Origin of the sequence: Holdemanella hominis, from assembly GCF_014306155.1 — a bacterium.
Taxonomy (GTDB): Bacteria; Bacillota_I; Bacilli_A; order Erysipelotrichales; family Erysipelotrichaceae; genus Holdemanella; species Holdemanella hominis.
Genome location: NZ_JACRWH010000002.1, coordinates 56,531 through 81,126 on the forward strand (window position 1 = coordinate 56,531; position 24,596 = coordinate 81,126).

The window sequence follows — 24,596 nt, forward strand, 5'->3', positions numbered from 1 at the left end:
CTTACATGGAGGAATATTAATATGACAAAAAAAGTAGTTTTAGCAGGTGCATGTCGTACTGCTATTGGTAAAATGGGTGGAGCTTTAAGTAACACTCCAGCTGCTGAATTAGGTTCTATTGTTATTAAAGAAGCATTGAACCGTGCAGGTGTTAAACCTGAACAAGTTGACGAAGTATTAATGGGATGCGTTATCCAAGCTGCTCAAGGACAAAACGTTGCTCGTCAAGCTAGTATCAAAGCTGGTCTACCAATTGAAGTTCCTGCCGTAACATTAAACGTTGTTTGTGGATCTGGTTTGAACTGTGTTAACCAAGCTGCTGCAATGATCATGGCTGGTCAAGCTGATATCGTTGTTGCTGGTGGTATGGAAAACATGTCAATGGCACCATATGCTATGACTAAAGCACGTTTCGGTTACCGTATGAACAACGCTACTATCGTTGATACAATGGTAAATGATGCATTAACAGACGCATTCAACCACTACCACATGATGATCACTGCAGAAAACATCTGTGATCGTTGGAATTTAACTCGTGAAGAATTAGATGAATTCTCAGCTAACTCTCAACAAAAAGCTGAAAAAGCAATGGCTGAACACAAATTCGATGATGAAATCGTACCAGTTCCAGTTAAAGTTAAAAAAGATATCGTTGAATTTAAAGTGGATGAAGGACCTCGTCCAGGAACAACTGCTGAATCATTATCTAAATTACGTTGCTGCTCTGGTAAAGAAGGTGGAATGGTAACTGCTGGTAATGCTTCAGGAATCAATGATGGTGCTGCTGCAATCGTTGTTATGAGCGAAGAAAAAGCTAAAGAATTAGGTGTTACACCAATGGCTACTTGGGTACAAGGTGCATTAGCTGGTGTTGAACCAGAAGTAATGGGTATTGGACCGGTTGCTGCCACTCGTAAAGTTATGGAAAGAACTGGATTAACAGTTGATGATATGGACTTAATCGAAGCAAACGAAGCTTTCGCTGCACAATCAGTTGCTGTTGCTAGAGACTTAGGATTCGATATGAGCAAAGTTAACGTTAACGGTGGCGCCGTTGCATTAGGACACCCTGTTGGAGCTAGTGGATGCCGTATCCTAGTTACTTTACTTCACGAAATGCAAAAACGTGATGCTAAGAAAGGTTTAGCTACACTTTGCATCGGTGGTGGTATGGGTTGTGCGACTATCGTAGAACGTGACTAATTTAAATCAATAATAACTAACTACTCCTAAAAAGAGATTCAGACAAAACTGAATCTCTTTTTTCATTGTTTTAACAATTTTACTGCTATAATCTATATGAAGGAGTAACTATGAAATATAATCTACATCAAATACTATTTATTATCGCAGGCATTGCATTTATTATTACCTACCTGTTGTCAAAGAACATCACCTACATACCCTTAGGCATTTGTTTCTTTATACTATCAAGTCAAAATAAAAGAGAAGACCGTTAAGTCTTCTCTATTTTTCGATTTCCTTTAAGATGTTTTCAATCTTATTTCCCTGTTCAAGACTTGTATCTTGAATAAAGATCAATTCTGGCATCTTACGAATCTTAATTTTTTTTGCAACTTGAGAACGAATAAAACCTTTTGATTGATTTAAAACACGCATACCTGCATCGTTACGACCTTGTTTCCCAAGGAATGTAACATAGACTTTGGCTTGTGATAAATCATTTGTACACTGTACATCCGTTATCGTACAAAAACCTAAATTTGGATTTTTCAATTCAAATTGAAGAATATGTGAAATCTCTCTTTGAATTGTCATTTCCATACGTTCTGTTTTTAATGACATACTATTCTTCCACTTCCTGATCTTCGAAGCCTTCTATAATATCTCCCACTTTAATATCATTAAAGTTTTCGATTGTCATACCACATTCGTAACCATTTATAACTTCCTTAACATCATTGTCGAAACGACGTAATGATCCAAGTTTTCCTGTATAGATAACAATACCTTCACGAATCAAACGAACTTTACAGTCACGTTTCATCTTACCATCCATAACCATACATCCGGCAATTGTACCAATCTTACTTACCTTATAGATCTGACGAACATCCGCCTGACCAATGACAACTTCTTCATATACTGGTGCAAGCATACCCTTCATAGCAGCCTGTAATTCTTCAAGAGCCTTATAGATGATGTTGTGTAAACGGATTTCCACGCCTTCTTCTTCGGCTTTTTTACGAATAGCTGCACTAGGACGAATGTTGAATCCATAAATAATCGCATTTGAAGCACTTGCCAATAAGATATCTGATTCTGTAATAGTACCTACAGTTGAACGGATGACATTGATACGAACATTTCCATCAACTTCTAGCTTTTCCATACTTGCCTTTAAAGCTTCCGCAGAACCTTGAACATCGGCTTTGATCAAGACATTGATTTCTTGAACATCACCCTCATCAATTTTCTTAGCCAAATCTTCTAAAGACATAGCACTTGATGAATTACGTTCTTTTTCAATTTGTTTATCCAAACGATGACCCGCGATTTCAGCAGCCTTCTTATAGCTATCATAAGACATGAATACATCACCAGCTCTAGGAACTTCATTTAAACCAATGATTTCAACTGGACAACTTGGTTCAGCATGTTTGATTTCCATACCACGATCGTTTGTCATTTTACGAACACGACCATAACTAGTACCAACTACAACACTATCTCCCGTTTGTAATGTACCACGCTGAACTAATAATGTCGCAACTGGTCCACGACCTTTATCCAACTTGGCTTCAATTACTGTACCAGAAGCATTTGTATCTGGATTTGCTTTTAATTCTTGCATATCTGCCACTAACAACATTGTTTCCAACAATTCTGGAACACCTGTTCCCTTTTTAGCAGAAACTTGAGTAAAGATTGTATCTCCACCCCATTCTTCAGGCATAATTCCTAGTTCACTCATTTCAGACATGATACGATCTGGATTTGCGCCTGGCTTATCAATTTTATTTACCGCAACTACAATTGGAACACCCGCTGCTTTAGCATGGTCTACTGCTTCTTTTGTCTGAGGCATGACACCATCATCTGCTGCAACAACGATAATAACGATATCAGTTACTTCAGCACCACGAGCACGCATAGCTGTAAATGCTTCGTGACCTGGAGTATCTAAGAATGTTACCTTTCTTCCCTTTAAGGATACTTGGTACGCACCAATGTGCTGTGTAATACCACCAAATTCTCCTTCTGTAACATTCGCTTTACGAATTGTATCCAATAATGTTGTTTTACCATGGTCAACGTGACCCATGATTGTGACAACAGGAGGACGAGACACTAGTTTTGATTCATCTTCTTCCACATTTTGAAGTTGTTCTTCAATATCATCTTCGTCAACAACAACCTCTTTATGTACTTCCACATTGAAGTTCATACAGATCAATTCAATATCCTCATCTGACAATACTGTATTGATTGTTGACATATTTCCCATCATAAATAAGAATTTAATGATTTCAGAACTATTTTTGTGAAGCAATTGTGCTAACTGACCTACAGTAATCGCATCACTATATGTGATTTCCTTTACTACTTCTTCCTTTTTAGGTGCATTAGACTGATACGAACTCTTATGCCCTTTTCGATTTGGTTTCTTTTTGTTTTTATTGTTGTTGTTATAAGCCATCGAATCACCTAACCTTTCATCTTTTCGATAATCGCTTTGGCAAAGCCATTATCTACAATCGCAATAGCACTCATCTTTTTATAAGAAACATCATCTAATACAGATGGTTCTACCACTATATACGGCACATTGTAATATGTGCATTTATCCTGAATCTTCTTCATACGGTTTTGTCCGCATAAAGAAGATACAAGTACAAGTTTTGCTTGAGATTTTTGAATACTAACAAGTAAAGAATCACCCTTTGCTACTTTACCAGCACGATAAGCTAGCTGTATCAAATTCGTAACTTTATTCATTGGTAATGATTGCTTCTAATTCCTGATATACTTCATCAGGAATTTCAGTTTCTAAAGCCCTTTGTAAAGCCTTATTCTTTTTGGCAAGAGCCAACGTTTCTAAGCTTTTAGAAATATAAGCCCCATGCCCATTCTTTTTACCTGTCAAATCGATCTCAATTGTTTGTTCAGGTGTACGTACCACACGAATCAAATCCTTTTTTGGGAAACGTTCTTGTGTTACGACACATTTTCGCATTGGAATCTTACGCATTAAACAAACTCCTAGTCATCATAGTATTCATCATATTCTTCGTAGTCAACATCATCGTCCCAGGCATTTTCATCTTCATATTCCTGTTCTTCGATTTCTGCTAACTCTTCATCCGAATAGATTGGTTTCATATCTTCATAGTTGAATTTTTTTACTTCAACTGGTTTCTTTTCTTCTTCAACCTTTTCTTTTTTAGGTTTAGAAACTTGAGGCTCTTCTTGTTTATTTGAAGCATCTGCCATAGATTCAAACTTAGAAGTATATTCCTTTACATCGGCAGCTGTCTTTTCTTTACGATTTTGTTTCGCAATACGAGCCAATTCTTCCATTTCATCGACTTCTTTTTCTTCAACTGTATTTTCTTTTTCAAATAATGTATCTTGAGAATGTTCTTCAACAGCATCCACTTCTTCATCTTCATAAGTAAAATCAGCTACATCGATGTTTTCAATATCTGCTTCATTTGACTTTAATTCTTCAATCTTCTGTTGTTGCTTATAAGCACGTTCTTTGGCTTTCTTTTCTTCATACTCTTCTTGCATTTTCGCACTAATAGCCATGTAATCAATACCCAATTCCTGCATTTCGCTTTCCGATTTGATATCGATCTTGTGATTTGTTAATTTTACAGCCAAACGCGCATTTTTACCACGCTTACCAATTGCCAATGATAATTGATTATCTGGAACAACAACAATCAATCCGTCTTTTACATTTTCATTTGGAATCACCGCAACACCCACACTAGGGCTTAATGCATTCGCAATTAACTCACTAATGTTGTCAGACCATTCGAAGATATCGATTTTTTCACCGTTCAATTCTTCAATAATTGTCTGTACACGACTTCCACGAGGACCAATACATGCTCCAATTGGGTCGATGTTTTCATTGTGTGAATAAACGGCAATCTTACATCTTTCACCAGGATCACGAGCAATGGCTTTAATTTCAATAATTCCATTGTAGATTTCTGGAACTTCACGTTCGAATAAACGACGAACAAATACTGGAGTTGCACGAGACACTAAAACTTGAGCACCCTTTGTTTCTTTGTTGACTTCAGTAATCACAACTAATATGTTGTCGCCTTCCTTATAATGTTCTGTTGGAATCTGAGCTGATTTTTTCATCATCGCAAATGTTTTACCAATATTTACAATGACGAATTTTTCTTCAACTGTTTCAATCGTTCCTAAAACCATTTCATCGACTTTGTCACAATATTCTTCGTAAACCAATGCTTTTTCAGCTTCACGAATCTTTTGTTTCATTACGTTTTTGGCAAGTACAACAGCCGCACGATCAAAATCCGTAAAATCTACTTCTTCTCCAACCATATCACCTAATTGAATGTTTGGATTTTCTTTTTGAGCTTCTTCCAGTTCGATTTCTAATTCATCATCTTCCACTTCTTCAACAGCCATACGCTCGTGATAAATGTGAATCGTTCCATCCTCAACATCCACACGAACATAAGCATCTGGAATTTCGATGTGTTTGCGGTAAGCCTTTGTCAAAGCTTCTTTTAAAGCATCTTCAACAATTTCTTTCGTTAATTGACGATCTGTTTCAATGCCCTGTAGAGCTTTTGCTAAATCTGCAACTTTAATTTTTGGTTTCATCTTTTTTCTCCTATACCTTTACAGCCGTCATAATCAGCTGAATGTTACTCTTTTCAATAGTGATCTTCTTAGTTCTTGTTTTATCACGATATGAAATCGTTACATCATTTTCTGTAGCTTCAATTAGATCACCGATGACTTGATCTAAGCCTTGTTTTGGATCTTTCATTTTGACAAAAACATATTTGCCAACTGCTCTTTGAATTTCTTCATCCGTACGAAGCTCTCTTTCCGCTCCTGGCGAACAAACTTCAAGCATGTATTCTTTGGCATACCAGTCTTTTTCATCAAGCATTGTGCCAATCGCATCTGAGCAAGTTGCACAAGTATCCAAATCCATTGTACCGTCTTCTTTTTCAACCGAAACTCTTAATAATGGTGTACCTTGATTTGTAATCCATTCTAATTCATACAAATGGCATCCATTGTCATTAAGAACTTCTTCAATCCATTCTTTAAGATTGTCCATACATTTCTCCTTAGTAGCAAAATATAAGGAGTGGTACAACCCACTCCTTGAATTTCTATACAATTTATTTATAGCACAAAAAAGCTTTTTTTGCAACTATTTGTTTTCTTCAAGCTCAACATGACGAAGAATAATCGTCTTGATTAGCTCAGCTGCAAGCTTTGGATCATCATTGCATACAATATATTTGTATTGTGATACCATTTTCATTTCGTTGCTAGCCTTGGCAAGACGTTGTTGAATGATTTCTTCAGGCTCAGTGCTACGACCACGAATACGTCTTTCCAATTCCTCCATTGAAGGTGGAATAATAAAGATAGAAATCGCATCCGGACACTTTTCCTGGACTTGAATCGCTCCCTGCACTTCAATTTCCAATAAGACATTCTTTCCTTCATCGCGCAAGCGATTGACTTCCTTTAAAGGTGTTCCATAATAGTTTCCGACAAACTCGGCCCACTCTAAAAGTCCACCTTCTTGAATGGCTTTTTCAAAATCTTCACGTGTTGAGAAGAAATAATCTCTTCCATCCACTTCTCCAGCACGTGGTTTACGTGTTGTCATTGATGTGGAATACGCTAAATTTAGGCGTTCATCTGTTTCAAAATATTTTCGAATTGTCCCTTTACCAACACCACTAGGACCGCTCAAAATGATTAATAGACCTCTTTGCATGACAATCTTGCTCTCCCTCTTTTCATCCATTTTACAAGTCCAAACCATGTGTGTCAAATTTAATTTAACTATGTTATAATTCTTATCAGACTAAGGAGGTCCACTATGGCTATTGACGGATTATTTTTATACAATATTCAAGAAAAATTAAACGCATATACCCCATGTAAAATTGGTAAAATACAAAATATCAGCGATGAAGAAATATTGATTCATCTACACACACGAAATGAAGGAAACCAAAAGCTTGTCATTAATGTACATTCCAACACAAACCGTGTATATATTGCAAACTTTATTCCTGGCATTCAACCAGAACCATCCAACTTTGTAATGGTCTTAAGAAAGCTCTGCTCACAAGCCATTGTCGAATCTTTTGAACAAGTTGGCTATGACCGCATTTTATGTTTACACTTATCTTGTCGCAATGAATTTCAAGACCTTGTGAAATACGATCTAAATATCGAACTTATGGGGAAATACGCCAATATGATCTTAGTCAAAGATGATGTAATTGTAGATGCATTAAAACGGATTCCCGTATATGAAAATGCCAAACGATTCATCCATCCAGGCGCAAAGTATGTAGCTCCTGCTCAACCGGAAAAGAAAAATCCGTTTGAGATCCAAGATATCGATTTAGATCAAAGTCTTGTTAAACAGATCTATGGCTTTTCACCATTACTATCCAATGAATTTATGTATCGCATAAAAAACAACGAAAAATACATCAATATATTAAATGAACTTATTACTTCTAACACTTTATATATCTATCAAAAAGATTTTCATTGTATTGAACTCAAACATTTAAATGAACAACCAAATACCTATACGATCATGGAAGGGCTAAATCATTTATATGAAGAAGATGAACAAAAAAAGCGGATCAAAGAACAATATGGCGATATTATTCGTACTGTAGAAAAGGAAAAATTGAAACAAACAAAAAAGCTTCCAAAGCTAGAACAAGCCTTAGAAGATGGAAAAGACTATCATAAATATCAAGAATATGGTGATTTGATCTTTGCGTATATGTACCAGATTCAAAAAGAAAAAACAATTGTATTACCTTCTTTTGAAACCAATGAAGATGTAACAATTCCAATTGATATGCGTTACGATCTAAAAACAAATGCGAATAAATATTATCAGAAATATCATAAGATGAAACGTAGTTTAGTGATCTTAGAAGAACAAATTGAACAATGTAAACAAGATATTGAATACTATACACAACTCGAAGAACAGCTTCAATACTGCAGTGTCTTTGATGCTGGGGAAATTCGAGAGGAACTTGTTAAACAACGTGTATTGATGCCTAAAAAGGACAATAAACGTAAAAAGAAGAACAATAAGCCAAATGTCCTTCATTTAGAATTTGATGATTGTGAAATCTATGTAGGTAAAAATAACATTCAAAATAACTATGTGACACACCAAGTCTCTAGAAAGAACGATTTATGGTTCCATGTGAAAGACTATCACGGTTCGCACGTACTATTAAAGAGTGAAGACTTTACCGAACCACAAATTCGATTATGCGCAATGTTAGCCGCGTATTACTCAAAAGGTAAAGATTCAAGTTCCGTACCCGTAGATTATTGTTTGATCTCACAAATTAAAAAGGTACCTGGATCTAAGATTGGTTTTGTGACAATGAAATCCAATAAGACCATTTATATTGACCCAGATGAAAATCATTTATTAGAAATCATTAAAAATCATCAAATAAAGTAAAAGAGATGGAAAATTCCATCTCTTTCTTTTATCCTTTTACTTCGACTGTAGAACCATCAGGACCCGGTGTGTTTTTCAAGTAATCAATGATTTCTTGACGCTTCTCCGCTTTACAAGGCTTACATGCGATATGATCCATATCACCTGTTACCAAGGCTTCAGCCATACCACTACATCCAGGGAATCCACAACCTCCACAGTTATATCCAGGTAGTAATGATGTTACTTTTTCTACACGTACATCTGCTTCTACTTTTAAATATTTGTCGGCAACACCTAAACCTAAGCCAAGTACTGCACCAAGTACAAGCATCATAATTACGGCTACGATTACCATATTTATTCTCCCTTCACTTGATTGTGAGCTGGATTGTTTGTACAGGCATAATCCTTACATCCATCACAATCCGCTTTTAAATCTTCACACCCTTCAGGTTTGGGTGTTTTTTTATTCATTAAGTACAAAACAATATAGATAGCGACTAATGCGCCAAAGAACAATATTGCCAATAAGTATTTCATTATACAATTCCTGTAAAGCAAGAGAAAGCCATAGCCATGATGGCAGCCACAATCAATGCGATTGGATTCCCAACAAAGGCATTTGGAACTTCACTTTGTTCTAGTCTTTCACGAATTGTAGAGAAAATGAATAATACAAGGGCAAATCCTAATGGAGTACCGATTGAGTATACTAACATTTGTGCAAAATTATAACTACTAGAAATATTTACTAAACATACATTTAAAACAACACAGTTTGTCGTAATCAATGGTAAGTAAACACCTAATGATTTATAAAGTGCTGGACTTGTCTTTTTAATGAACATTTCTGTTAATTGAACTAAAGAAGCGATTACCAAGATAAATGTAATCAAATCCATAAATTCAAGTTGTAAAGGTACAAGTACTAAATAATAAAGTGCATATGTAACAAGTGCTGCAACAACGATAACGAAGACAACGGCAACACCCATACCGATTGCTGAGCTTTTCTTTTTAGAAACACCCATGAATGGGCACATACCTAAGAATTGAGTTAAGATAACGTTGTTAACTAAAACACTCGTTACTAAAAGTGCCATTAATTCACCCATCTTACTTTTCCTCCTTCGCTGCAGCCTCTTCTTTTGCTGTTACATGTTGTTTATAAGCACCAACAGCAGCGGCTAAAACCGCAAATGTAATGAAGGCTCCAACACTAGATCCAAAGATACTCACTGTGAAGTCTTCGGGAATAATGTGTAAGTTTAACCAAACTTGCGCTTCGTTAAATGGATTTACCACTTTGATTCCACCTGTTGAAATCAATTCACGAATAAATGACATCGCTAATACTGCTAGAGTATATCCTAGACCCATTCCTAAACCATCAAGAGCTGAATCTAAAACACCGTTTTTACTTGCGAAAGCTTCTGCACGCCCCAAGATGATACAGTTAACTACAATCAACGGAATGAATACACCTAAACTTGTATTTAAACTTGGCGCATAGGCTTGAATCAACATTTGAATGATTTTTACCAATGTGGCGATGATGACAATATAAACGGGAATACGAATTTCATCTGGCGTAATTTTACGAACACATGAAATAATCACGTTGGACATGATTAATACGATAATAACACTAACACCCATACCAATCGCATTGTTTACAGTTGTAGTGATGGCTAGTGTTGAACAAATTCCTAAGAACAATGAGAATACTGGGTTATCTTTTATTAAACCCGCTTTAAAGTTTTCAAAACGATTCATCTAGATAACCTCCTTACTTTAATGTATCGACAAGTTTTGCCGCTTCATGAATACCACTAACAACAGGACCAGAAGAAACAGTCGCACCAGAAATTGTATCCAATTCACCAGTCGCATTTTTTCCTTCTAGAGATTTCTTAAATGGAGCTTCTGTTACTTTCGAACCTAAGCCCTTAGTATCTCCATTGCTGATGGCATTGTATTTGTCGATTTTCTTACTGTCTTTATCAATAGAAACTAAGAATACTGTTCCTTCTTTATATCCACTTACACTCATGTTAAAGATATAAACGTTTTTATATTCATAAACCTTTTGAACTGTATTAGAATCCAATGTTGCATCGACCACTTTAAAATCATTTGCGTTCGCATCTGGATACATAGCTAATAATGATTCTTTTTCTTGTTTTTCATTATTTGCAGCAATAACAGGGGCAGTCATTTGATTCGCAAATGCCAAGGCACCACCTGCAACGGCTGAAACAATAGCCAAGAATAAACCTAAATGTACGATCTTGTTCATAGTGTTACCTCCACTGTTTCAACAACAGCTGCAGTTTCAGGAACAGCATCTACCTTTTGAATGGAACTAGCTGCATAGAAGCTTATAGCTAAACCAATCAAAGCTAGACATGCACAAACAATTCTTGATTTTTTTACCAATTCCAATTGTTTTCCATCGAAATAAGATTCGATCCAAGGTGTAAACATATTCATCAATAAGATGGAATATAAGCATCCTTCTGGAAGATTTGCTTTTAAACGAACTAAAGTTGTTAAAATTGCTGCACCCATCGCAAATACAACACGACCACTTGCACTTGTTGGACTAGTGACTGGATCTGTCAACATAAATACAGCACCAAAAATAACACCACCTGTTAATAAGTGTAATAATGGATACCAAATAACAGCTGGAATTCCATGGTATGAATCAATGCCTGTAATAGCCGCTACAACGGCTGTTAATACAAAGATTGTTCCTAAATAAACAACGGGAACTCTCCAATCAATAATTTGACGAACCGCAAGTACTACACCAATAATCAAAATCAAGATTGAGAATGTTTCACCAATAGATCCAGGATATGTACCTAAAGCTAGACCTGCAAAGCCTCCATATTGAGACAAGAATGAATCCAATACAGTTGCATTGCTTGGTAACCAATGGTATGTGCTCGCAATCACTGTTGTTGGTGTTGCTTGTGAAATTAGGCCTACACTCACACCTGTAAAAGCTTGTAGAATCACAGCACGTCCTACAGCTGCAGGGTTAAAGATGTTTTGTCCAAAACCACCAAATAATAATTTCGCAAGTACAATTGCGAATACTGTCGCAATAATAACTGCATAACAAGACATATTCACAGGTACCATTAAAGTTAAAATGATAGCTGTTACCCATCCAAATGAGCTCTTTAAGAAAGTTTTAACATCTTTCTTCATAATCTTTGCGAAAATGGATTCGCAAACGAATGTAGTAATTAAAGAACAAGCTAATAAAAGAACACAATGTAAAGCAGCACTAGCTCCCCATGCAGAGGCATAGTAAATAACGGCTGCTGCAAACACAACAAGTAAACTTAAAGATAATTCTTTCATGATACGTTGTGTTGACAAGTTATTCTTAATGCTTGGACTTACATGAAAAGTAAATTTCATTTGAATCCTCCCTACTTTTTCTTAAGCATAACAATACGTTTTGCCTTACGAACATTTTCAGTTACATCGATATGAGATGGACAAATATATGTACACATTCCACATTCGATACAACTCATAACGCCACGTTTTGACATTTCGTCAACGTCATTGGCTTTTAATGCAGCTGTAATTCTTACTGGCTGTAAACCACTTGGACAATGATCACTACATTTACCACAACGTAAACATGCGATCGCATCATCGTTTGCAGCTGGAAGTACAGTTAATGCATTCATAGCACGATCAACGACGAACATATCATTGACAATGGTTTTACCCATCATAGGTCCACCTGAAATCAAGCGGACAGTATCTTGTGTATATCCACCACAAGCTTCGATGATTTCACTAACAGGCATACCAACTGGTACACATACGTTATGAGGATCTTTTACGCATTCACCACTAACCGTTAGATTCTTTTGTGTGATGGCTTCTCCTTTTTCAAAGGCTTTCGCAATCGCGATGGCACTTGAAGCATTTCCAATGATAGCACCCGCTTCTGCAGGTAATCCACCATATTCTTTATGTAATACTTCACGCACTAAAACACGTTCCCAACCCATTGGATACACATCAGGGACTGGACGAACCTCAACTCCAGCCGCATCTGTCAATACAGATTTTACTTTTTCAATTAAATCTGGGTGAGATTCTTTGATGCAAATGTAAACCATTTTGGCTTCAGCCATTTTCTTCATGATTTTTGCACCTGTAACTAAATCTTTGGCATCATCCATGACAGATCGGTAATCGGCTGTGATGTATGGTTCACATTCAACGGCATTGATCAAAACATAATCAACTCCATCTGGTTTCATATATTTTACATAGGTTGGGAAACCAGCTCCACCTAAACCAACAATACCTGCATTCTTTACAAAATCAACACACTCTTGGCGAGTAGCACTTTGCCAGTCTAATGGCGCAAAAGATTGAACTTTCGTTTGTTTAAAATTGCATTCAATCACCATGTGATTTTGTGGACGCAAAGAATTGTGCATACGCTTAACAATTCCTTTGTAAGTTCCAGAAACACTTGAATAAATTGGCACATAAAAACCTGACTTTGTTTCAGCCAGTTTTGTTCCAACCGATACAGTATCACCCTCTTCGACAAGAATATCAAAGTCTAAAGTACGGCCTGCAACCAAAGGAATATAGACTTCCTTTTTAGGCATAAGATGTAATAATTCAGACTTTTCTGTCAATTCTTTTTTACCACGGATATGCTGTCTCATTGGTCCTAAAAATAGTGACATATAAATCCTACCTCCCATTTATACTTTTTAATCATAGGCCTTTTTTTTCACAAGTTCAAGAATTTTTTGACAATTTCCCATAATTCAGGTAAGTACTTACATTTACATTAAATGGAAAACATTTTATAATACTTTTATGCAAAAAAATAAATCCATTCTATCCTGGCTGGTAATATCCGTATGCTTTCTAATCTTTATTAGTTCCGTTATATTCTTTGTTCAAAATAAAGGTAATGAAACAACAGAAAACCTAAATGTTACATTAACAGATATTGGCTTTGACACGCCCATCACTCTAAATTGCTCATGTTCACAAGCCGATTTTGCCAAGTATACAAAGATTATAAGAAAGACATTTAAAGAAAACAATAAACGCTTTGACCAGTACCACGCCTATAAAAATATGAATAACCTATATACATTAAATCATGAAGCTTATAATCATCCGATTCAAATGGATGAAACCTTTATAGATTGTTTAAAACTAGCCATGCAGATGCAGTCTGAAAACTCACAATTTGATATCAGCCAAGGTGCACTTTTAAATCTATGGCATGAGGCTAGAGAAAACACGCAAATCCCTCCAAGTGATGACAAGATTCAAGAAGCTTTAAATCATATTGACTTAGATAAAATTCAAATATCTGGTCATGAAGTATCTTATTTAGATCCAAAACTATCCATCGATCTTGGTGCCATTGCCAAAGGATATACCGCTCAACTTGCCAAAGAAGCATTAAATAAAGCTGGCCTAACCAATGGATATATCAATGCGGGAGGTAATGTTGTCTTACTTGGCGAAAAAGAAGATGGCACAAATTGGAAGATTGGTATTCAAAGTCCAGATGCAAGTGATGCCCTAGTTCAATATTCAACAAAAAAAGCCACTTGTTTAGTTACAAGTGGAGATTACCAAAGATATTTTACATATAAGAATAAAAAATATTCCCATATCATTGATCCTAAAACCGGTTATCCTGCAAACTATGTTCGAAGTGTAACCGTCATCACAAAAGATTCAGGCAAGGCCGACGCCTTAAGTACAACGTTGTTCTGTATGAGTGTTGAAGATGGAAAGAAATATTTATCCACACTGGATTATGATGTACAAGCCATATGGATCGTAGATAAAGATAGTGATGTTTCATCGGATTTAGAAACAAAAGATTATAAAATCATCACAACTGATAAAATAAAAAACAGAGTAACTCTTGTCGATTAGAGTTACTCTTTTCATTTACATATTAATCATGTAATACGTGGTTACAACGATCACACAATCCATCTTCATTATCAGATTCAGTATAGTTCCAGCAACGAGGACATACATGACCTGTAGCCTTTTCTACTTGTACCTGACAAACTTCAAATTGTTCTAATTCATCCGTTGTGAATGTGACTTTAGATACAATAAACCATTGTGCTACATTACTTAATACACGATCCATAATTTCTTTTTGTGCATCACTTACATGTAATACGACATGTGCTTCTAATGATTTACCAATTAAACCTTCAGCACGTGCATTTTCTAATGCTTTGAAGACATCCTTACGAACTTTAAATAATTCTTCCATATCCACTTTGATCTTTTCAACATCAAAATCCAATTCTAGATCTTTGAATGTCGTTAAGTGAATACTTTCGGCATCAAAGTGCATGTAGTCATTGACTTCTTCACAAGTATGAGCCAAGATTGGAGCCCACAATTTAGTCATCACTTCAACAGCATTATAAAGTACAGTTTGAACTTGACGACGAACTGGTGCATCTTCTTTTTCAATATAAAGAATGTCCTTCGTGTAATCTAAGTAGTAAGCGGATAATTCATTTGTCATTAAGTTTGTCAAATATGTAACAACATCGGAGAAACGATATTCATTATAAGCTTTTCTACAGAAATCTACAGCATCTTTTAATTCAGTTAAAATATATTGATCCAATTCACTTAATTCATTGAAGCTTACACAATCTTTGGCAGTAAATTTTTGATCATCTAAGTTTGCCATTAAGAAACGCAATGTATTACGTACTTTACGATAGTTTTCACTGACTTGTTTCAAAATCTTTTGACCCATTGAAACATCCGCTTGATAATCTACGCTACAAGCCCATAAACGTAAGATATCTGCACCATATTTCTTTGTGATTTCACTAGGAGCTACGGCATTCCATTGTGATTTAGACATCTTAACTCCCTTTTCGTCCATAACGAAACCATGTGATAAAACTTGTTTGTATGGAGCTTTACCATGAACGGCAGTACCAACAATCAAACTAGAGTTGAACCAACCACGATATTGGTCACTTCCTTCAAAATATAAGTCAGCAGGATAGCCCAAACCACGATCCATCATAGCGCCTGTATGACTTGATCCTGAGTCAAACCAAACATCCATAGTATCTGTTTCTTTACGGAAGATACCATTTGGTGAATGTTCATTTGTATACCCTTCTGGTAATAAATCTTTAACGTCTCTTTCAAACCAAACGTTTGATCCATATTCACTAACTAACTTGGCTACATGATCAAAAATAGCTTGATCCATAATTGGAGTATCGTCTTCTCCATAAATAATAGGAATTGGAACACCCCAAGCACGTTGACGAGAAATACACCAGTCATTACGATCAGCAATCATATTGTGCATACGTTGTTCACCCCAAGCAGGTACCCAAGATACAGAGTGAATTTGTTCTAACAGTTCATCACGAATTTGATCAATTGACGCAAACCATTGTGTTGTAGCACGGAAAATAATAGGCTTTTTAGTTCGCCAGTCATGTGGATAAGAGTGGGTAATGAATTGAAGTTTTAATAATACACCCAATTCATCTAATTTTTGAGTAACTGTCTTGTTGGCATCTTCCACATATTGGCCGGCAAGCCATTCACCAACATCATCCATCATGCATCCTTGTGCATCAACGTTACAATATACTGGTAAACCATATTTCATACCAATGTTAAAGTCATCCACACCAAATCCAGGTGCTGTATGAACACATCCAGTACCAGCATCAGCTGTTACGTGATCTCCGCACATCAATAAACTTTCTCTTTCTGGATACAATGGGTGTGTACATGTAATGTATTCGAATTCTTTTCCTTTGAAAGTCTTTAAAACATCACGTTTTTCAACTTCAAACTTATCACATAATTCTTCAACCATGCTTGAAAGCATAATCAATTTTCCCTTTTCTGTATCCACTAATGAATAGTCAAAATCAGGATTTACACTAATTCCTAAGTTTGCAGGAATTGTCCAAGGTGTTGTTGTCCAAATCACAAAGTTGCAGTCTGTTTCCAATACACCTTTTCCGTCTTTAACAGCAAATTTAACATAAATAGTTGGGCTCTTTACATCTTTATATTCAACTTCTGCCTCCGCTAAAGCTGATTCACTACTTGGTGACCAATATACTGGTTTTAATCCTTTGTAGATTAAACCTTTCATGGCCATCTTTCCAAAGATTTCGATCTGGTGTTTTTCAAAACCCTTTTGAAGAGTGATATATGGATGATCATAATCTCCAATCGATCCTAGGCTTAAGAATCCTGCTTTTTGATTGGCTACTTGTTTTAAAGCATAGTCGTAACAGATTTTTCTAAATTCAGCAATTCCCATTTTCTTACGGTCATACCCCAATTTAGTCACAGCGGTTTCAATTGGTAAACCATGTGTATCCCATCCTGGAATATATGGTGTGTTGTATCCTTCCATAAAGTGAGATTTTACAATGACATCTTTTAACACCTTATTTAAGGCATGTCCTAAGTGGATGTCACCATTTGCGTAAGGAGGACCATCATGTAATACAAATGATTCTGCTCCTTTTCTTCTTTCTAACATCTTTTCATACAATTTTTCATCTTGCCAGCGTTTTTGGAAACCAGGCTCTTTTTTAGTCAAATTTCCACGCATTTCAAATGCCGTTTTAGGCATATGAAGTGTTTCTTTGTAGTCCATACTTTATCTCCTTTTCCAAATAAAAAAAACGTCCTTATAAAAGGACGTAATAAACACGCGGTACCACCTTAATTCATAGTTTTCACTATGCACTTTCATGAGATAACGGCTCAACCGGATCAAACTACTATCATTTCATAAGATCAGCTCAAAAGGGATACCTTAATTCTTATTCATACAATGTTTCACCAAAACTCATTGCTCTCTACAATCCTAACGAATAAAGGCGTGTCTTTATCTTAGCTAAATATATTGATCAAAGTTCAAAACAAGTCTACCCTTTTTTGTGGTAGAAACCACTTCTTTAAACTGGAATCGACCTGTCTTTCTGATTGACACGAAATCATTATTGCACAATTGTAAATTTTGTTCAAGTACCACATCATTAACTTTCACAAATCCTGCATGAATCTTTTTTAACGCTTCACTTCTAGAACAATGTGACAATTGCGCAACTACACTATCTAAACGTAAACTGCTGCACATAACATGTATTTCTTTTTTGTTATTTTCCGTAATGATATAGTCTAAACACTCTTCAAAATGAACTGTACACTTACCAATCTGCGTACAATTGTCAATGATATATTTTGAAATCTTTTCTTTACAAAAGATATATAGATTCTCTTTTTGCACAATCAAATCCCCAATAACACTTCTTTCAATGCCAGAGTGCATTAAACATCCTAAAAGATCGGAGTGGGTTAATGTTTTAAATTTTGAATTGTATGTGGCATGTAGACAAACGCAATCACTAAAGCCCTCATACCCTTCAGGTATAAAACATGCGATCTTTCTTTCTGCATTCTCGTACCCACCATCAAAAACAAGACATATATTTTTGGGCACCATGCTTTGAAGAATGTTCTGTTCAGAAATCGATAAAAAATAGGTCATGATCGGCCTATTTTGTTTTTGAAAGATACGAATTTGATCTTTCATCTGCGAAATAAACACCTCATGACCTACCATAAATGAGCTCATTAAAAGTAATTATTAGTCTTCATCTTCGAAGTCGTCTGGACTTCCTAATGAAATAGTTCCTTGTACACCAATTTCAGCTGGAGAACATAAAATTACGTTTTGACCGATTTTCTGAATTTTTCCATCAAGCGCATAAACAACACCTGTTAAGAAATCAATTGTACGTTGTGCATAATCACGATCTAGCTTGTGTAAGTTAACTACTACAGCACGACCTTCTTTTAAGCGTTGTCCTACTTCTTCAGCTTCTCCAAAGCTTCTTGGTTCAAACAATACCATTTTTGTATTTGAATTCAAAGAAGTTGCGTTCGTACGAGTTTTTGGTCTCTCATAACGACTTTGAGGTTCTACTTCTTCTACCTTTTCAGCTTGTGGTGCTTCTTGATAATCATCATCTTCTTCGATTGGAGCAACGAAGTCTTTTACTTTATCCATAAATCCCATGGGAAAAACCTCCTTAACGAACATAATTATAGCACAAAGAATAACTTATTCAAACTTATATTCTTTTTTTTCTTTCAGAACAAAAGACATGCCATTTTGACATGTCTTTCACGCGTTTATTCTGTTTCAATCAAGCCATAGCCACCATCATGACGTTTGTAGCAAACGGCAATCTTATTTGTTTCATCATCTGTATAAATGAAGAAATCGTGTCCTAATAATTCCATTTTCATGATGGCTTCATCTAAGCTCATTTCCTTTGGAACGATAGATTTAGTACGAACTACTTCGTCATCATCTACATCTTCATCATTAAATAATTCATGATCTAAGAAAGCTTCCGCAAGTGATTCTTTATTTTTACGTGTTAAACGTGTTTTTGTTCTACGAATTTGATCTTCCAATTTATCTACAGCACGATCAATAGCTGCATATAAATCGTCATCTACAACCTCGGCACGTAGAATCGCATAACGTGTTGGGATTGTAACTTCAATTTTTTGTTTTGTTGGATATGTACGAACCAAGACATTCGCTACATCATCCTCTCTGATAATGAAGTACTTTGTTAAAACATCCAATTTTTTATGGATCTTATCTGAGATTCCCTGAGTTACTGTGATGTTTTTTCCTACAATATTGACTTTCATATTATGTACCTCCTATATGATTTGTATTGCTACTTAGATTATAGCACGTTTATTTTGTTTTACATTTTTCGACAAGAAATGACAAAAATATAACCAGTTTTGCCAAGGAGGTTGACAAGACACAATGTAACTATTTTCAGAAAATAACTTGCATATTTTCATTGAATGAGCTATAGTATAGCCAGGTGATTAACATGAACATTCAATCTACATATTTTTACTTTAGATAGCCCTAATTAAGCCAATCACAACTGAATGGTATTTTAATTAGGGCTTTTAAGCATTAACAATTTTACTGTTAATGCTTTTTTGTTACTCACAAATGGAAAGAAGGATATTATTATGATTATTACTTTAAAGAAAAATGCACCCAAACACGATGTCGACAAATTGATTGACAAATTCGAAGGCATGAATCTTCAAGTCACAATGATTCAAGGAGATAACTATAACGTCTTTGGTTTAGTTGGAGATACAAGTATCGTAGATGAAAAAAGCGTTATGGCTAACCCTATCGTCTATAACGTGCAACGTGTTGCTCAACCTTATAAATTGGCCAACCGTATGTTTCATCCAGAAGATACCATTGTAGATGTGAATGGTATTCAAATCGGCGGCAAAAAAATTGCGATGATTGCAGGTCCATGTTCTGTTGAGGGTGAAAACCAAATCTGTCGTATTGCCAAAGAAGTAAAAGCTGCCGGTGCAGATATGTTAAGGGGTGGCGCTTATAAGCCTAGAACAAGTCCATACGCATTCCAAGGTATGGGTACTGCAGGAATCATGTCCATGGTAAAAGCTAGAGAAGAAACAGGACTTCCTATTGTATCTGAACTTATGAGTGCAGAACACTTAGATGAATTCGTAGAAAACGTAGATATCATTCAGATTGGTGCACGTAATATGCAAAACTTTGATTTATTAAAAGCTGTAGGAAAAACGAAAAAACCAATTTTATTAAAGCGCGGTATGAGTGCTACGATTCAAGAATGGATCATGGCTGCTGAATACATTATGTCAGAAGGAAATCCAAACGTCATTTTCTGTGAACGTGGTATTCGTACATTTGAAACCTATACACGAAATACATTGGATTTAAGTGTTGTACCAATCATTAAAGAAAGAACACACTTACCGATCATCATTGATCCAAGTCATGCCGCTGGTGATTATAAATTAATTGAGTCCTTATCTCTTGCTGCTATTGCAGCTGGTGCTGATGGATTGATCATTGAAGTGCATGACGATCCAGAAAATGCTTGGAGTGATGGTGCTCAAAGCTTAAAACCAAAACGTTATGCCGAACTTATTGAAAAAGGAAAAGCCATCGCAAAAGTTATTGGAAGAGAGTTATAAGAAACTGCACACGCAGTTTCTTTTTATGTTAGAATGTTTTGGGTGATATAATGAACAATCCTTATCCTTATTCAAATGACAATAAAAGATATCAAACCATTAATTATTATTTTCGCAACAAATACCATCAAAAAGTAGCGAAGATTCCATTAAATGCTGGCTTTACCTGTCCAAACCGTGATGGATCTAAAGGAACAGGAGGATGCACTTTCTGTTCGAGTATGGGCTCAGGTGATAGTATTTTATGCTTTGATGATTCTTTACAAAAACAATATAAAGAAGGCTTAAAGCGCATGCAAAATAAGTGGCCTGATTGTATTGGGTTTGCGTATTTTCAAAGTTATTCCAATACATATGCTCCACTACCTATCTTGAAGAAAATATATGACCCTTTCTTTAAAGACCCAAACATTCCTGGCGTCGCGATCGCAACACGTGCCGATTGTATAAATGATGAAATTATAGACTACTTAAATAGTCAAAATAAAGAAGTCTGGCTAGAGTTAGGTCTTCAAAGCGTACATGAAAGCACCATGGAACGCTGTAATCGAAAACATTCAACACAAATCGTGTTTGATTGGTTAGACAAATTAAAGGACACAAACATCAAAACATGTGTACATATTATCAATGGACTTCCTGGTGAAGCCAAACAAGACATGTTAGAAACTGTCAAACAGATTTCTAAACATCCTGTCGATGCGATCAAGATTCATATGCTGCATTTGATTGAAGGGACACAAATGGCTAAAGAATATGAAAAAGAACCATTTCATATTTTAACTTTAGAAGAATATGTCGATATTGTAGTCGATCAATTGGAGTTATTACCCCAAGAAGTCATCATTGAACGTTTAACAGGTGATGGAATTGCGAAAGATCTAATTGTGCCAAAATGGACAATCAAGAAAACGATTGTGACAAATGAAATTGATAAGTTAATGGTAAAAAGAAATACGTGGCAAGGCAAACATGTCTAACCACGTATTTTTATTTATTTCAAATTTAAACAATAATATCTTTTCTTACCACGACGAATGATTACATAGTTAGATACATATGCTTGAGTAGAATCAATAACTAAAGCTTCATCATTGACTTTGACACCGTTTAAGCTAATGGAATTCCCTTTGATCCACTCTCTAGCTTCACGACGACTCGAAGCAATCTTAGCCTCTACTAAAACATCGATTAAAGTCTTTCCAGATTCTTGATCTACTTTGTCCATGTTTTTAACCGCATCTAAACGTTGTTGTTCATCCAAATCATTGAGTTGACCTCTGAATAATGCGTTTGTGATTTTTAAAGCCGATTGTAAACCTTCTTCACCATGTAAATCACGTACAACTTCTTCAGCCAATTTCTTTTGTGCCTCACGTCTTCCAGCATCTTCCTTTAAAGATACTTCTAAAGCATCAATTTCTTCTTTTGTTAGGAATGTTAATTTCTTTAAATATTCAATGACCTTTGAATCATCCGTGTTGAATAAGAATTGATATAATTCGTAAGGTGAAGTCTTTTTAGGATCCAACCAAACCGTTCCCGTTTCACTCTTACCAAATTTAGTTCCATCCGCTTTCGTAATTAATGGCATAGTCAAACCATAACATTTCACGTCCGCGCCACATTTTTTACGAATTAACTCTAGACCTGAAGTGATATTTCCCCATTGGTCCTGTCCACCAATCTGCATTGTACAACCTCTGGTCTGGTATAGATTTAAGAAGTCCAAAGATTGAAGGATCATATAAGAAAATTCTGTATAACTGATTCCTGAATCTAAACGTTTTTTAACAGTTTCTTTATTCAACATATAGTTTACGTTGAATAATTTTCCATAGTCACGTAAAAAATCAATAATTGTGATATCTTTTGTCCAATCTAAGTTATTGACCATGTCAAAGCCCCATAATTTAGAGATTTGTGCATGTAATGCATCATAATTTGATTTTAATACTTCTGGAGTCAACATACTTCTTTCTCCAGTTGCCTTTGGATCTCCAATAAATCCAGTGGCTCCACCCACCAACATGATTGGGTGATGTCCATGTTTTTCTAAACGTTTTGCCATTAATAAAGATGAATAATGCCCAATGTGCAAGCTATCTGCCGTTGGATCTGTACCAATATAGAATGTAACTTCCCCATTATTGATGACATCTTCTACTTCTTCACTTGTGACGTTGTCAACTAAACCACGCCATTTCAATTCTTCAAATAATTCCATTTTTTCCTCCTGATAATAAAAAAAATCGCCCTATAAGGACGATTGAATCGCGGTACCACCTTACTTCATACAAAATATTTTTTTGTATGCACTTAAACCTTTAACGCAGGTATACGTCAAAATTGAAGCTCCAAGGTGTATTCCACAGGTCTATTTGAAACTTTACACCAGCCAGTTTCTCTCTAAGAAATAGATAATCTGTGTACTCTTTCTTATCATAGCGCATTTATTATATCGAATCTAGAAACTAAACTCAATAAATATGTTTTAAATTGTTGTAAATTTTAAAAATAAATGGTTTACATGGAAGGATGAAGTTACCAATATATTCATGCACTACAGCATTAAAACCTCTTTTAAAATCAAAAACTCCATATCCCTCTTGTTCAGGTTCGAATAAACCACTAATACCATAGAAGTTATAGTACTCATACCCTTCTTCTATAGCTTCTTGAATCATATTCCAATGAATCGCATATGGTCCTCTAAAGACTCTTTGTTCATAATTACTTGATCCAACCAAATAAATAATTTGATTTGAATACTTCAAGAATAAACAACAAGCCAATGGTACTATTTCACCATATTCATTTCTTAAACCTGAAATTTGGTTTAATTTTTTCTTTAAAGAATTATAGTATTCTTCATCCGTCTTTAAACGTTTTTCCTTTTTAACATTACCAGGATTTGATTCTAAGAATGTCTTTGTCTTTTCAATATCTTTTAAAGTCTTATCATATTCTTTCTGTATTTTAGAAGAATATTGATCTAAATCTAAATAAGACAACCACGTTTCTACATGATCATCGCCATAGAACTCATAAAGTTCTTTATAATAGTTTAAATCAAAAGCATGGAAGTTATGACGCTTACTCGTCTCTTGTTCCATAGAATCTAGAATATCTAATTCATTAACATTTAATTTTCTGACATTTACACAATATTTTTGTGCACTACGAACGTCTTGTCTTGTTGTGTAAGAAAACTCTTTAAAAATATCATCGGCCGTTTTATTACGTAGATCTAAACTTGAACACCAACGACACTCTTTATTTAAATCATAGCCTTGAGTCAATGGAAGTTGTACAAAGCCTGATGACTTCAAATTTTCTACTACATCAAAATTATTGAATCCACCTTCAACAATATCTCCATCTTTATCTCTTTCTTGTAAATCAATCTCCGGATCTGTTTCTAGATACACAACATTCTTCTTTTTAAGATATTTTTTCAACTCGGATACAAAACTATTAAGCTTATCCTTTTGTTTATAATCAGCAATAAATCCTCTTGAAATATAACAATATTTAAAGACTTTCATCAAAGGAATATATGCAAGCATACACGTTGCATATACATTACCTTGCTCACTAGCTTGAATAAATTCAACTTGCCAGCCATCATGCATAAACTTTTGTGCCTGAAAATCCGATTGTTGAAAGATAACAGCATCAAGAGTATCTAAATAATTACGATACTCTTGGATACTTATGGTTTTGATTTGCATAAACACAC

The 24,596-nt window shown here is 35.4% G+C and carries 25 protein-coding genes and 2 other annotated features; of the genes, 5 read left to right on the top strand and 20 right to left on the bottom strand.

Going from position 1 to position 24,596, the window contains the following annotated elements; all coding sequences use genetic code 11:
* The first annotated feature begins 21 nt into the window (after nucleotides 1–21).
* Nucleotides 22–1,206, top strand: coding sequence for an acetyl-CoA C-acetyltransferase (locus H8911_RS01010; protein WP_117923889.1), 1,185 nt, complete (start codon nucleotides 22–24; stop codon nucleotides 1,204–1,206).
* Nucleotides 1,207–1,470: 264 nt separating this feature from the next.
* Here the strand turns inward: H8911_RS01010 and rbfA are convergent, their stop codons facing one another.
* From rbfA to gmk, 7 genes are all read right to left on the bottom strand, one after another.
* The gene (rbfA, locus tag H8911_RS01015) at nucleotides 1,471–1,809 is read right to left on the bottom strand and encodes a 30S ribosome-binding factor RbfA (protein WP_186998417.1); all 339 of its coding nucleotides are present in this window, start codon (nucleotides 1,807–1,809) and stop codon (nucleotides 1,471–1,473) included.
* Between the two features lies 1 nt (nucleotide 1,810).
* A complete protein-coding gene (gene infB, locus H8911_RS01020; RefSeq protein WP_186998418.1) occupies nucleotides 1,811–3,664 on the bottom strand; it encodes a translation initiation factor IF-2 in 1,854 nt (617 codons plus the stop codon).
* 8 nt (nucleotides 3,665–3,672) lie between these two features.
* Complete coding sequence (locus tag H8911_RS01025) at nucleotides 3,673–3,963, bottom strand: L7Ae/L30e/S12e/Gadd45 family ribosomal protein (protein WP_117923883.1); 291 nt, start codon at nucleotides 3,961–3,963, stop codon at nucleotides 3,673–3,675.
* On the bottom strand, nucleotides 3,956–4,216 hold the full coding sequence (rnpM, locus tag H8911_RS01030; protein ID WP_117571801.1) for an RNase P modulator RnpM: 261 nt from the start codon (nucleotides 4,214–4,216) through the stop codon (nucleotides 3,956–3,958). Before rnpM ends, H8911_RS01025 begins: the two co-directional genes overlap by 8 nt.
* Nucleotides 4,217–4,227: 11 nt before the next feature.
* A complete protein-coding gene (gene nusA / locus H8911_RS01035; protein WP_222620921.1) occupies nucleotides 4,228–5,841 on the bottom strand; it encodes a transcription termination factor NusA in 1,614 nt (537 codons plus the stop codon).
* A 10-nt stretch (nucleotides 5,842–5,851) separates the two neighbouring features.
* Nucleotides 5,852–6,310 (bottom strand): ribosome maturation factor RimP, encoded by a 459-nt coding sequence (gene rimP, locus H8911_RS01040; protein WP_117923879.1) that lies wholly within the window; start codon nucleotides 6,308–6,310, stop codon nucleotides 5,852–5,854.
* A gap of 96 nt (nucleotides 6,311–6,406) precedes the next feature.
* Complete coding sequence (gmk, locus tag H8911_RS01045; RefSeq protein WP_117923877.1) at nucleotides 6,407–6,985, bottom strand: guanylate kinase; 579 nt, start codon at nucleotides 6,983–6,985, stop codon at nucleotides 6,407–6,409.
* Nucleotides 6,986–7,090: 105 nt separating this feature from the next.
* Here gmk and H8911_RS01050 point away from each other — a divergent pair, with 105 nt between their 5' ends.
* On the top strand, nucleotides 7,091–8,725 hold the full coding sequence (locus H8911_RS01050; RefSeq protein ID WP_117923875.1) for an Rqc2 family fibronectin-binding protein: 1,635 nt from the start codon (nucleotides 7,091–7,093) through the stop codon (nucleotides 8,723–8,725).
* A 28-nt stretch (nucleotides 8,726–8,753) separates the two neighbouring features.
* Here the strand turns inward: H8911_RS01050 and H8911_RS01055 are convergent, their stop codons facing one another.
* Genes H8911_RS01055 through H8911_RS01085 form a run of 7 tightly spaced genes read right to left on the bottom strand, consistent with a single transcriptional unit; the run spans nucleotide 8,754 to nucleotide 13,449 of the window.
* A complete protein-coding gene (locus tag H8911_RS01055) occupies nucleotides 8,754–9,062 on the bottom strand; it encodes a (Fe-S)-binding protein (protein ID WP_117923873.1) in 309 nt (102 codons plus the stop codon).
* A 2-nt stretch (nucleotides 9,063–9,064) separates the two neighbouring features.
* Nucleotides 9,065–9,247 (bottom strand): hypothetical protein, encoded by a 183-nt coding sequence (locus H8911_RS01060; protein WP_117923871.1) that lies wholly within the window; start codon nucleotides 9,245–9,247, stop codon nucleotides 9,065–9,067.
* Nucleotides 9,247–9,822: an electron transport complex protein RnfA gene (locus H8911_RS01065; RefSeq protein WP_117923869.1), complete on the bottom strand. Its 576-nt coding sequence runs from the start codon at nucleotides 9,820–9,822 to the stop codon at nucleotides 9,247–9,249. The genes H8911_RS01060 and H8911_RS01065 overlap by 1 nt, the downstream gene beginning before the upstream one ends.
* Before the next feature lies 1 nt (nucleotide 9,823).
* Nucleotides 9,824–10,483 (bottom strand): electron transport complex subunit RsxE, encoded by a 660-nt coding sequence (gene rsxE / locus H8911_RS01070; protein WP_117571603.1) that lies wholly within the window; start codon nucleotides 10,481–10,483, stop codon nucleotides 9,824–9,826.
* 13 nt (nucleotides 10,484–10,496) lie between these two features.
* Nucleotides 10,497–11,006: an RnfABCDGE type electron transport complex subunit G gene (locus H8911_RS01075; RefSeq protein WP_117923867.1), complete on the bottom strand. Its 510-nt coding sequence runs from the start codon at nucleotides 11,004–11,006 to the stop codon at nucleotides 10,497–10,499.
* The gene (locus H8911_RS01080; protein WP_117923865.1) at nucleotides 11,003–12,145 is read right to left on the bottom strand and encodes an RnfABCDGE type electron transport complex subunit D; all 1,143 of its coding nucleotides are present in this window, start codon (nucleotides 12,143–12,145) and stop codon (nucleotides 11,003–11,005) included. The genes H8911_RS01075 and H8911_RS01080 overlap by 4 nt, the downstream gene beginning before the upstream one ends.
* An 11-nt stretch (nucleotides 12,146–12,156) precedes the next feature.
* Complete coding sequence (locus H8911_RS01085) at nucleotides 12,157–13,449, bottom strand: RnfC family protein (RefSeq protein ID WP_186998419.1); 1,293 nt, start codon at nucleotides 13,447–13,449, stop codon at nucleotides 12,157–12,159.
* 136 nt (nucleotides 13,450–13,585) lie between these two features.
* On the opposite strand from H8911_RS01085, the gene H8911_RS01090 reads away from it, so the two are divergent.
* The gene (locus H8911_RS01090; protein WP_186998420.1) at nucleotides 13,586–14,671 is read left to right on the top strand and encodes an FAD:protein FMN transferase; all 1,086 of its coding nucleotides are present in this window, start codon (nucleotides 13,586–13,588) and stop codon (nucleotides 14,669–14,671) included.
* Nucleotides 14,672–14,693: 22 nt separating this feature from the next.
* Here H8911_RS01090 and ileS read toward each other — a convergent pair whose 3' ends face one another.
* From ileS to hpf, 4 genes are all read right to left on the bottom strand, one after another.
* Nucleotides 14,694–17,420, bottom strand: a complete 2,727-nt coding sequence (gene ileS / locus H8911_RS01095) for an isoleucine--tRNA ligase (RefSeq protein ID WP_186998421.1) — start codon at nucleotides 17,418–17,420, stop codon at nucleotides 14,694–14,696.
* A 37-nt stretch (nucleotides 17,421–17,457) separates the two neighbouring features.
* Nucleotides 17,458–17,670 (bottom strand) — a binding site (T-box leader).
* A complete protein-coding gene (locus H8911_RS01100) occupies nucleotides 17,664–18,392 on the bottom strand; it encodes a YlmH family RNA-binding protein (RefSeq protein WP_186998422.1) in 729 nt (242 codons plus the stop codon). (Overlaps the previous feature by 7 nt.)
* A 24-nt stretch (nucleotides 18,393–18,416) precedes the next feature.
* On the bottom strand, nucleotides 18,417–18,848 hold the full coding sequence (locus H8911_RS01105) for a cell division protein SepF (RefSeq protein WP_117571610.1): 432 nt from the start codon (nucleotides 18,846–18,848) through the stop codon (nucleotides 18,417–18,419).
* Nucleotides 18,849–18,964: 116 nt separating this feature from the next.
* Nucleotides 18,965–19,498, bottom strand: coding sequence for a ribosome hibernation-promoting factor, HPF/YfiA family (hpf, locus tag H8911_RS01110; protein ID WP_186998423.1), 534 nt, complete (start codon nucleotides 19,496–19,498; stop codon nucleotides 18,965–18,967).
* A 342-nt stretch (nucleotides 19,499–19,840) separates the two neighbouring features.
* Between hpf and aroF the strand changes: the two genes are divergently transcribed.
* Both aroF and mnmL read left to right on the top strand, forming a co-directional pair.
* Complete coding sequence (gene aroF / locus H8911_RS01115; RefSeq protein WP_186998424.1) at nucleotides 19,841–20,854, top strand: 3-deoxy-7-phosphoheptulonate synthase; 1,014 nt, start codon at nucleotides 19,841–19,843, stop codon at nucleotides 20,852–20,854.
* 50 nt (nucleotides 20,855–20,904) lie between these two features.
* Nucleotides 20,905–21,834 carry a tRNA modification radical SAM protein MnmL/YtqA gene (mnmL, locus tag H8911_RS01120; protein ID WP_186998426.1) on the top strand — a complete coding sequence of 310 codons (930 nt, stop codon included), beginning with the start codon at nucleotides 20,905–20,907 and terminating at the stop codon, nucleotides 21,832–21,834.
* 14 nt (nucleotides 21,835–21,848) lie between these two features.
* On the opposite strand, the gene tyrS is transcribed toward mnmL, so the two are convergent.
* Both tyrS and H8911_RS01130 read right to left on the bottom strand, forming a co-directional pair.
* Nucleotides 21,849–23,081, bottom strand: coding sequence for a tyrosine--tRNA ligase (tyrS, locus tag H8911_RS01125; RefSeq protein ID WP_117923849.1), 1,233 nt, complete (start codon nucleotides 23,079–23,081; stop codon nucleotides 21,849–21,851).
* A gap of 31 nt (nucleotides 23,082–23,112) precedes the next feature.
* Nucleotides 23,113–23,309, bottom strand: a binding site (T-box leader).
* Nucleotides 23,310–23,334: 25 nt separating this feature from the next.
* Nucleotides 23,335–24,588, bottom strand: a complete 1,254-nt coding sequence (locus tag H8911_RS01130) for a peptidoglycan bridge formation glycyltransferase FemA/FemB family protein (protein WP_186998427.1) — start codon at nucleotides 24,586–24,588, stop codon at nucleotides 23,335–23,337.
* Nucleotides 24,589–24,596: the final 8 nt, after the last annotated feature.

Bases quoted from the DNA above. Each gene is read 5' to 3' on its own strand.
- H8911_RS01080 (WP_117923865.1), bottom strand. From the start codon at position 12,145: ATGAAATTTACTTTTCATGTAAGTCCAAGCATTAAGAATAACTTGTCA.
- H8911_RS01025 (WP_117923883.1), bottom strand. From the start codon at position 3,963: ATGAATAAAGTTACGAATTTGATACAGCTAGCTTATCGTGCTGGTAAA.
- rsxE (WP_117571603.1), bottom strand. From the start codon at position 10,483: ATGAATCGTTTTGAAAACTTTAAAGCGGGTTTAATAAAAGATAACCCA.
- H8911_RS01075 (WP_117923867.1), bottom strand. From the start codon at position 11,006: ATGAACAAGATCGTACATTTAGGTTTATTCTTGGCTATTGTTTCAGCC.
- H8911_RS01130 (WP_186998427.1), bottom strand. From the start codon at position 24,588: ATGCAAATCAAAACCATAAGTATCCAAGAGTATCGTAATTATTTAGAT.
- H8911_RS01100 (WP_186998422.1), bottom strand. From the start codon at position 18,392: ATGGTAGGTCATGAGGTGTTTATTTCGCAGATGAAAGATCAAATTCGT.
- rbfA (WP_186998417.1), bottom strand. From the start codon at position 1,809: ATGTCATTAAAAACAGAACGTATGGAAATGACAATTCAAAGAGAGATT.
- H8911_RS01010 (WP_117923889.1), top strand. From the start codon at position 22: ATGACAAAAAAAGTAGTTTTAGCAGGTGCATGTCGTACTGCTATTGGT.
- H8911_RS01065 (WP_117923869.1), bottom strand. From the start codon at position 9,822: ATGGGTGAATTAATGGCACTTTTAGTAACGAGTGTTTTAGTTAACAAC.
- aroF (WP_186998424.1), top strand. From the start codon at position 19,841: ATGATTATTACTTTAAAGAAAAATGCACCCAAACACGATGTCGACAAA.
- rimP (WP_117923879.1), bottom strand. From the start codon at position 6,310: ATGGACAATCTTAAAGAATGGATTGAAGAAGTTCTTAATGACAATGGA.
- H8911_RS01050 (WP_117923875.1), top strand. From the start codon at position 7,091: ATGGCTATTGACGGATTATTTTTATACAATATTCAAGAAAAATTAAAC.
- hpf (WP_186998423.1), bottom strand. From the start codon at position 19,498: ATGAAAGTCAATATTGTAGGAAAAAACATCACAGTAACTCAGGGAATC.
- tyrS (WP_117923849.1), bottom strand. From the start codon at position 23,081: ATGGAATTATTTGAAGAATTGAAATGGCGTGGTTTAGTTGACAACGTC.
- H8911_RS01105 (WP_117571610.1), bottom strand. From the start codon at position 18,848: ATGGGATTTATGGATAAAGTAAAAGACTTCGTTGCTCCAATCGAAGAA.
- H8911_RS01090 (WP_186998420.1), top strand. From the start codon at position 13,586: ATGCAAAAAAATAAATCCATTCTATCCTGGCTGGTAATATCCGTATGC.
- H8911_RS01055 (WP_117923873.1), bottom strand. From the start codon at position 9,062: ATGGTAATCGTAGCCGTAATTATGATGCTTGTACTTGGTGCAGTACTT.
- infB (WP_186998418.1), bottom strand. From the start codon at position 3,664: ATGGCTTATAACAACAACAATAAAAACAAAAAGAAACCAAATCGAAAA.
- ileS (WP_186998421.1), bottom strand. From the start codon at position 17,420: ATGGACTACAAAGAAACACTTCATATGCCTAAAACGGCATTTGAAATG.
- H8911_RS01085 (WP_186998419.1), bottom strand. From the start codon at position 13,449: ATGTCACTATTTTTAGGACCAATGAGACAGCATATCCGTGGTAAAAAA.
- gmk (WP_117923877.1), bottom strand. From the start codon at position 6,985: ATGCAAAGAGGTCTATTAATCATTTTGAGCGGTCCTAGTGGTGTTGGT.
- nusA (WP_222620921.1), bottom strand. From the start codon at position 5,841: ATGAAACCAAAAATTAAAGTTGCAGATTTAGCAAAAGCTCTACAGGGC.
- mnmL (WP_186998426.1), top strand. From the start codon at position 20,905: ATGAACAATCCTTATCCTTATTCAAATGACAATAAAAGATATCAAACC.
- H8911_RS01060 (WP_117923871.1), bottom strand. From the start codon at position 9,247: ATGAAATACTTATTGGCAATATTGTTCTTTGGCGCATTAGTCGCTATC.
- rnpM (WP_117571801.1), bottom strand. From the start codon at position 4,216: ATGCGTAAGATTCCAATGCGAAAATGTGTCGTAACACAAGAACGTTTC.